General features: G+C 38.5%; 9 protein-coding genes and 3 pseudogenes. 2 read left to right on the top strand and 10 right to left on the bottom strand.

Annotated elements, in window-relative coordinates; all coding sequences use genetic code 11:
• Positions 1-15 precede the first annotated feature (15 nt).
• From N9I19_RS23190 to N9I19_RS23220, 7 genes and pseudogenes are all read right to left on the bottom strand, one after another.
• Positions 16-225: pseudogene (locus N9I19_RS23190) on the bottom strand (ATP-binding cassette domain-containing protein); the annotation flags it as partial.
• A gap of 171 nt (positions 226-396) precedes the next feature.
• On the bottom strand, positions 397-741 hold the full coding sequence (locus tag N9I19_RS23195) for a DUF1048 domain-containing protein (RefSeq protein WP_317779116.1): 345 nt from the start codon (positions 739-741) through the stop codon (positions 397-399).
• 18 nt (positions 742-759) lie between these two features.
• Positions 760-1,137 carry a DUF1048 domain-containing protein gene (locus tag N9I19_RS23200; RefSeq protein ID WP_057216467.1) on the bottom strand — a complete coding sequence of 126 codons (378 nt, stop codon included), beginning with the start codon at positions 1,135-1,137 and terminating at the stop codon, positions 760-762.
• A 1-nt stretch (position 1,138) separates the two neighbouring features.
• Positions 1,139-1,462 (bottom strand): PadR family transcriptional regulator, encoded by a 324-nt coding sequence (locus N9I19_RS23205; RefSeq protein WP_089363852.1) that lies wholly within the window; start codon positions 1,460-1,462, stop codon positions 1,139-1,141.
• 294 nt (positions 1,463-1,756) lie between these two features.
• Positions 1,757-2,329 (bottom strand): annotated as a pseudogene (locus N9I19_RS23210) (recombinase family protein).
• A gap of 5 nt (positions 2,330-2,334) precedes the next feature.
• Positions 2,335-2,753 (bottom strand): annotated as a pseudogene (locus N9I19_RS23215) (IS110 family transposase); the annotation flags it as partial.
• 497 nt (positions 2,754-3,250) lie between these two features.
• Entirely contained in the window at positions 3,251-3,502 is a 252-nt protein-coding gene (locus N9I19_RS23220) for a hypothetical protein (RefSeq protein WP_284470836.1), read from the bottom strand.
• 207 nt (positions 3,503-3,709) lie between these two features.
• Here N9I19_RS23220 and N9I19_RS25385 point away from each other — a divergent pair, with 207 nt between their 5' ends.
• Positions 3,710-3,832, top strand: a complete 123-nt coding sequence (locus N9I19_RS25385; protein WP_411730853.1) for a DUF3898 domain-containing protein — start codon at positions 3,710-3,712, stop codon at positions 3,830-3,832.
• Positions 3,833-4,440: 608 nt separating this feature from the next.
• Here N9I19_RS25385 and N9I19_RS23225 read toward each other — a convergent pair.
• From N9I19_RS23225 to N9I19_RS23235, 3 genes are all read right to left on the bottom strand, one after another.
• Positions 4,441-6,030, bottom strand: coding sequence for a phosphodiester glycosidase family protein (locus N9I19_RS23225; protein WP_317779117.1), 1,590 nt, complete (start codon positions 6,028-6,030; stop codon positions 4,441-4,443).
• Between the two features lie 278 nt (positions 6,031-6,308).
• A complete protein-coding gene (locus N9I19_RS23230; RefSeq protein WP_317779118.1) occupies positions 6,309-7,271 on the bottom strand; it encodes a peptidoglycan-binding protein in 963 nt (320 codons plus the stop codon).
• Positions 7,272-7,391: 120 nt separating this feature from the next.
• Positions 7,392-7,601: a hypothetical protein gene (locus tag N9I19_RS23235; RefSeq protein WP_317779119.1), complete on the bottom strand. Its 210-nt coding sequence runs from the start codon at positions 7,599-7,601 to the stop codon at positions 7,392-7,394.
• A gap of 209 nt (positions 7,602-7,810) precedes the next feature.
• On the opposite strand from N9I19_RS23235, the gene N9I19_RS23240 reads away from it, so the two are divergent.
• The gene (locus tag N9I19_RS23240; protein ID WP_317779120.1) at positions 7,811-8,062 is read left to right on the top strand and encodes a ribbon-helix-helix domain-containing protein; all 252 of its coding nucleotides are present in this window, start codon (positions 7,811-7,813) and stop codon (positions 8,060-8,062) included.
• The last annotated feature ends 186 nt before the right edge of the window (positions 8,063-8,248 follow it).

Raw genomic sequence — 8,248 nt, forward strand, 5'->3', positions numbered from 1 at the left:
GTTTTCTGGCTATAACGCGACATCGAATCCGTTTACGGTGGCGGTTCCTCTGTCTTGTTTGAGCAGCGTGGCCAGGATTTTTACAACCGTGGACTTGCCCGCCCCGTTGCAGCCGAGCAGTGCGAAAATACTGCCCTCTTCCACCTCGAAATCTACGCCTTTTAGGACTTGAAGCTGCTTGTAGGACTTCTGCAACCCAGTCACTTGAATGGATTTATTATTCATTCTAATCCCTCCTATATATAAAGCTGAAGGCGCGTGCTCACAGCGCAGTAGCGCCTGCAACTGGGTTTGTCTATATAGACTGACAGATAATCAGTTATACTACTTACTTGTTAAAAAATATAACTGAACAGCTTGTTTTCAAAAAAGCTATTCAGTTGGGTTGTTCAACGCTTATTTTTTCTTACCCACACGATTCAGAATGCTTTTGTTCAAATTATTGCGTAACTTATCATCCCATCTTTTCGCTTGGTCGATAAGTCCATTGGCGAATGCTGTCACGTCTTCACCTGTTACTTCCAATACGTCTTTGCCATCTGCCGCACCATCTTCAAACAAATCAATGAGATCATACTGGATTCTCAGCATATCCATGCCGCTTCCAGAGGCGAAACCCCACATATAGTTGCAGATTTTTTTATAGGCTTCTGGGTAGTTGTCTGGCAAAGCTTCCACACGCGCCATCATTTCTTTGTATTCTTTTTTGTCGTCAAGTATCTTTTTGATGAAATTTACCATGATATTTAACCTCCTACATTATTTTTTATTCGTCCATATTTTTACTTGCTCTTCAACTCTACTCTCGATTTCTTTTTTCAAATCTACTTGCCCTCCTAATATACTCGCCGATTCTCCATCTAGTTTTGAGAGAGCCATCAATTCATCGGCAAATGCCGCCACGTCTTCACCGGTAACATCTAGCACATGCTTGCCTTCTGCTGCACTAGCTTCAAACAGTTCATACAAATTGATGATTTCTTCACCAAATCCATATCCGAAATTCCACATGTACTTTTGAATCTTTTTGAACACAAATGCGTAATCTTTCGGTAGGGAATTTACTTTTTTCATAAATGCTTTGTATTCCTTCTTGCTTTCTAAATCGCCAATGATTAGCTCTATAAATTTCTTCATATTATTTCTCCCCCTTTAGGGTATTAATTTTTGATGAAACAAAATTCCATTTTCCCCAAAATTGTTCGAGTTCCTCGTGTCCTGCATTATTTAATGAATAAAATTTGCGAGGAGGACCCATTTCAGAACGCTTTTTCTCGAAATTCACTAATTCTTTCTTTTCCAGTCGCACCAAAATGGTGTAGACCGTACCCTCAACAACCTCTGTAAAGCCCATTTCATTGAGACGACGGGTAATCTCGTAGCCGTAAGTATCTCCCCGGCTGATAATTTCCAGCACACAACCTTCCAACACACCTTTGAGCATTTCTGTTAAATTTTCCACAGCATACACCTCCTAAGCTAATAAGTTATACAGGTATTCAGTATTAATGAGTACTGGTATACTGTAATACTATGTAGTGAAGGTGTCAAGTGTGCATTAAAAAAATTATAAATTTAAAAAGACACAAAAGGATTTGCTGTAAATGCGGAATAAGAAAAAGAAAACCAAAATAAAGTATGGATTTCGGTTTATCATTTTTATAAACGATTTAACTTTATTTAAATTGGTACATCTTTTTTTTATAAGGTACGACTTTATTTTAAAACTACAACAATGCCACAAGAAAAAAGACGATTAGCTATTGCTAGTCATCTCTTTCACTTTAGCATAAATAGTGGAACGTGGGAAACCTGTCATTTTGGCTATATCATTAACGCTTAAACCGTTAGATTCTCTTTCATCATACAGCTTTAAAGCCTTCTTAACGTCCTTCTCGTCCTTCCCTTTCCTACCCATATGTATCCCCTGTGCCTTAGCACGTTCCCTTCCTTCTGCCGTTCTATCTTTAATTAGATCACGTTCAAACTCAGCAATAGCCCCCAGCATAGTAAACATTAGCTTTCCTGATGGTGTACTAAAATCAATCTGTTCTTTGATGAATACTAAAGCTATTCCCCGTTCTTCTAGTTCCTTAGCAATCTTTTATAGGTCAAAAGTGGAACGTGCTAATCTATCCAACTTGTAAACAACCAGCATGTCACCTTCCCTTAAATAGTCCAACGCCTTAGCAAGTTCTTTCCTGTCAGATTTAGCACCACTTTGTTTTTCCATGAATATCTTCTCGCAACCATACTCTTTTAACTTCTCCTCCTGTAAAGCCAAGTCCTGATCTTTAGTTGAAACACGTCCATATCCAATAATATCCATATACAAAACTTAAGTTTAGCTTCCACATACATATTCGTTATGATTTCCTGTTGTCTGGACAAATTCCGAAGGTCTAATAGCTGAATTCCTCTAATTTTATGAGGTTCACCTTTGTAATACAGCACACACAACTGGTACGCATCGATAGCGTCAGTTTTTACCTTCCGTAAACTGGACTTCTTTGCCTGATATGAAATAATCGGATTTAGTAAGATATATAGAATAGCATGGTAATGCCCTATAGATTCTAAAATGACCATAGGCTTCTGCCCTGTCACTTTCTTTTAAAAAGTCTAAAAAATGATCTAATTCCTCTTTGATGTGCTTCATTGAAAAGCTCTTCCCATACGGTTTAGAATGATCTAAAAATGCCTGAACTTGACTCTCTCCTTTTTGCCACATCCAGACCAACAACTGGATTCATTGTTTTTTTCCCCTCCTTTACTTACTAACCAGTACTCCTAGTCCTCCATGCAGTGTCATAGCTTCGCTTGTTATACGAGATCTACGTCCCAACTAGCCTCAAACATGTTTCTACAAGTAGTAGTGGGTGGACAGTTTAGTTCACGAGATCAAGCGCGCACCCGTACGTCCTATCCTGGCTACTGATATAATAGATTCTATTAAAAAAGGTCAACAAACCTCCACCTCCGAATTATTTAAGCTAATATAAGTTTTGATATGTACTACGCTACATTCAATTTCATTTGAATCGACAAGTCTTGAATAAATTGACAAAAGGTAATTTAATCGGATCAATACCAGCTAGAAATTCACTAAGATAATGTTCCGCTTCCTTCTTAACATTCTGTATTAGTAAAATTGATAAAACCACCAATCTTAATGACTGGTGGTTTTTGTGTATTTACAAAAAAGACAAAGTATTTTAAATGAAAAATACTTTGTCCCCCAATTAATATCCTAGAATAAACGGATGAACACGGCAACTCCGGTTCGCCCGAAGTCAAGGTTCAATACTCGTACAAATCTATTTCCAAGTAAACAACGTAAAGCAGCTCTGTAGGAATCACCAGGAGCTAAAGTGTTAGCACAAGGTGCAGCACTTCCAATCACTGTAGCTTGTACAATTGTACGCTGAGCTAAAGGTATTAACGTAGCTCTTTCCCAAAGAATCGTAACTACATCAACAGATCTAGAACCAGAACCAGACATATAATTCACCTCTTTTCATTGTTAATATATTTAATGCAAATTCAGACAGCTTGGTTCATTCTTTTGTCATGATACACAAAAAAAAGGCAATTTATTATCTGATTATTCAAGAAAAATTCTAGCAACTTATTCAAAAGGAAACGAGCGACAGAAGGGAAATCCAGGAACACTTTGAAATCCACCAAGTCGTCGAAGCAACTGCCCAGATTGTCGAACAATACATCTGAAGCCGAGCTGCGAATGAAACTTGGCAGTACATCTGTCAAAGGACTTCTAGTCGATTTCGGCGATAGTATCCATTTAGGCAAGATTAACGAGAAGTATTATTAATGATTGAAGCAGATACGATTCCGTCGATAAAGGTGTTTCGCCGATTGAATTTCACAGGCGGGATAAATTTATGGAGATTGTGGAGCGGATCAGTAAGAAGGGGTTGGTTAATTAGGATTTTTTGAGGGACTTGTGATCATTATTGTAATCATAAGAACTGTGCCATTTAAACGTTCGTGATCGTTTGTGTGATCAAATTTATGCTCTAAAACATGTTAATAAGGGTTTCCTTAAATTTAAATACACTTAAAATATTAATTCAAAAAGACAGTGAGCTTATCTTTGCTAACTGTCTTTTCGTTTATGACTAAACATTAGGTTAAAATACACATCCTGTACGTCATAGTCGATTTCTATGGAATTATCCGTAAGCTGCATCCCTTAATTCACTTTTGAAACACTAAAAATCACACCAGCATCTTGATTGTATCGTTTTCACTATAAGGAGTCTCATTTTCTTCTTCCATGGTAACTAATAATTTCATCTTCTGCCTAAGGAATATTAATACTACTAAACGTGAATATTCCTACTAATTAGACCAATAATAGTGAAACTGAAAACGATTTTTGAACACTTTAAATTGATCTATCTCCTTTACGTCCATCTTTTATTCTACTAACAATATTCCGTCGGCAATCGGGCGTTCACCTGCTGCATCAGATGGTCTTGTGACTCGATCATCCCCAACTGTCATGGTAGTCGATCCGCCGCCATCAAGATTGATAGCATCGACGGCACCTAATGACTTCATGACTTTTGCACTTTCTTCAAAATTAGCCCCTACACTCCATCCGGGTGCGCGTCCATCGATCGTGACAAATAATAGATTGCCATTTTCCTTGATTCCAGCAAGTGTTCTAGGGTTACGACGTTCCCCAAAACGATAATAAAACCCAGGATCTTCTTCCCAGTGAAAGCCTTCCTCTACGGAATTAATGGAAATTTCTCCATTTTCCAACAATCGAGGGCCTCCGTTAATCATGCTTGTGGTTTGGTCTAATTTTAATAGCTTTCCATCCCCGATGATTTCACTCTTCACCTGAATCTTCATCCCTTGTTGAGCATGGTCATGAAGCCACTCTGCTGCTTCCCCCGTTCCTGTAAGAATAGAACCACTGCTTGGAATGTCTCCCCCACGCTGGTTATGAATTTCCACCACTTCTCCGGCATGATTTACTACCACTTCCGCACCGTCGCCCGATTCTGTCTTTTCTCCAAATATGGAAGTATATTGGATAAATTCACTTTCATCCTTACAAGTAAAATCATGTTTCGGCCGTTCTGTTGTCATATCTCCTCCAACACCGCCACAATTGCGGATTAATCCTGGCTTCCGATTTAATCCATCCACTTCCCTAACCGCTCCATCAGATGAAGTAGCCTGAATTGACGTGGAAACAGATGCAATTTTTGCCTTATCATCATCATCAGAAGATAAAATCAGAGCTGAACGGCCATTAATCGCTTCACTGACAAGTTGACCATTGCTGGAGAATATACCGGCAAGATCGCCTGGTGTACCATCATTCTCTCCTACAACAAAGTATCCGGCATTAACTCCTGCAATAGCAACATTTCTGTCAGCCATATGGGTCAATGTTTCTTTCCCTGTCACTGCATCATTTGCTAATTCTGGCACCACATGCCCTTGAAATCGTTCCTGATCCACTTCTAGGACGTTTACTACCCATGGTCCTGTTGTTTTCTCTCCGTCCTCACCCGTATACACATTCCTTAGACCCGTATATCCCTTAGCCGATAACTGTTTTCTCATTTCCGTTGCATCCGCTTCCAGCTGATATTGGCCGATGCGAACAATGTATCCAAGTGGTCCTTTTTCCAGATCATCCATTGCCCGATCCGGTTCCCGAATGATACGAGCATTTCTGAAACCATCTCTCTTTAAATTTCCCAACAATTTCTTTGCCTGTTTCTGTGTTTCTACAAATGTCACATCCACTGTGTAAAAGTCTTTAGAAGATGTTTCACCACGAATGATTTTGGTATACATCACTCCTGGTGCTGGATTCATAGAAGTTCTTTTCTCTTGCAAATTATGCGTTCCAAGCGGAAGCACATGATTTTTCATATGCACTTGTGATTGAACTGGAGTTTCTGGAATGGCATTTACAATCATCACAGCAGTTAGACTAATAGAGGCGATAGGTAAAAAAGACTTTTTCCACATTTTCATCATTTTTTTCCTCCAATAAAGTTATTTCCTCCTTTAACTTTATTGTCTAAATATGATGGAAAATTAAAAGGACTATTATATTTCAATCAATTTTAAGTGAATGAAAATGAGCATATATACTCGATAAATATTACAATTCACATTTGTAAAAGGACTAATTTTCTTATACTTCGATTCTTAAACGATTGGGATATTTACTTTTAAAAAACTGCTATTATAAAAATCATTTTTCATTCAAACAAAAAAAGCCCTCATATTTTAAGGCTTTTTTACTAAGCTAATCATCCAAATAATTTCGCAAAGGTATTTTCACCGGCAATACCGTCTGCCGATATTCCCTTGGCCCTTTGAAATGCCTTCACCACTATCTCCGTTCCGTTTCCAAAGATACCATCTATACCATGTGGATTATGTCCTTCTAAATAAAGTGCAGCTTGAAGGATATAGGTAATATTCCCTTTCGCCCCTTTCCTAACATTAGGTGAAGCCGCTTTTGTTTGGGGTCCCCATATTCCATCCACATTAATCTTTGCACCATATTGTTTATTCAATTCGGTTTGAAAACCCTTTATCAGCGCTTTTTTAGTATTAGGTCCATAATAACCATCCACATCTATTTTTGCATTATACCGGTTATTTAATGTCCTTTGAATGGACTTGATAGTCTGAGTGTCAGTATCCTTTGTAGGCGTATTTTTTACAATGACATCCGATTCGACTTGTGTTGCTGGTGGAGTGGTGCCATTCACTTTTGATATCAGTTTAGGCCTTGTTCCCGCTTTTAACTGAGAATAAGTTAGTCCACCCGTCATATCCAAGTGCGGATAATCTTTAAAGCTTGACCAATCCCCGCCCCAAGCAAAGCCCAAGGATTTACCAATGTCCGCTACCCGTTTCCATTTGGCATCAATTGTCCAAATGGCATTCTTTCCATCATCGCTGACTATGAAATAATCAATGGCTAGTCCATAGTTATGGTAAGATTGACCTGGCATCGCATTCGTCGCTCTCGGTTTCGATAAATCACTATAGTTTTTTCCATCATAGATATAACCTAGGCGACCTTGACCATATAGCTTTGCTTGCTCTTCCATAGACCGATAACCTGCGCTGATTTGCACATAAATGCCTTCTTGGTATGCCTGTTTGACCATTTCCAATGCTGACTCTTTAACGACTGGATGAATTCCGCTGCCCATATTCTTTTCCGAACGATCCAATAAAGTTTCTAATTTAACAGTCAATTAAATCACCTCCTAATATGTTATGGTGCTTATTAGGAAATGCTTGTACACCACCTTGACGTTCCAAAAAATCCAGTGAAATAAAAGAAGCGCAACCCAATGGATTGCGCTTTTTGCCTATTATAAAGGCCTATTTTGATCTTCTTTACCGTTACCTATAACTCTTATCAATTCATCAAGCTTTTCATTTCTTTCCTGATCTACTTTTGTCTTGGCATTGATGAATTTTATCACCTTAATTACAAAGTAAATGCTTAAAAAAAGAAGTCCCAGATAAAATAAAATCGGTATGATTGCAAATAGCCCGATTAAACTGCCGTCTTGGCTCATTAATAATTCCTCCTTTATGTAAAATATAGTATTATTATACATTAAAGACAGGATAAGAAGGAATCGGACACAAAAATCACCCAGCTATCAACATACTTCGCCAATCGATATAACTAGCTTTCAATTATTTTATTCGTAGTGTCCATATTTTCGCCTTCCAATCCTCTCCATCATAAAATGGAGCTATTAAAGCTGAAAGGGGAATGCAAATGAACGAAGGTAGAGATCCGTTCGTTTCTTCGCTCGCTTCTAATTTAAACATGCGGCTCACTCGTTTAGCAGAAGAAAGGGATATCCCACTGGAAAGATTGCTGGATAAATCAGTCGAATTGTTACTAGAATATATGGAAGACAATGAATTGATCAATGACCATGTTAAGTTTAACAATGTTGAGGCCATAAATAAAAATAATGAAATCATTCAGCAAAGCAGGAAAATCCTAGAGAAAGATTCGCTCTAAAACACTCGGCCCTTACGGTTGGGTGTTTTTTCATCTGCTTATGACTCTCATCAGTCTTTTAACTACCGTGTGTCTCCACTGACAACTTTACCATGAACTGCGTACTCAATTAATCGAGTAGGAGGAGGCGCCTAGCCTCCGACCTCTCACACCACCGTACGTACCGTTCGGTATACGGCGGTTCAG

The sequence above is a fragment of the Peribacillus sp. CSMR9 genome (assembly GCF_033141925.1).
Taxonomy (GTDB): Bacteria; Bacillota; Bacilli; order Bacillales; family DSM-1321; genus Peribacillus; species Peribacillus simplex_A.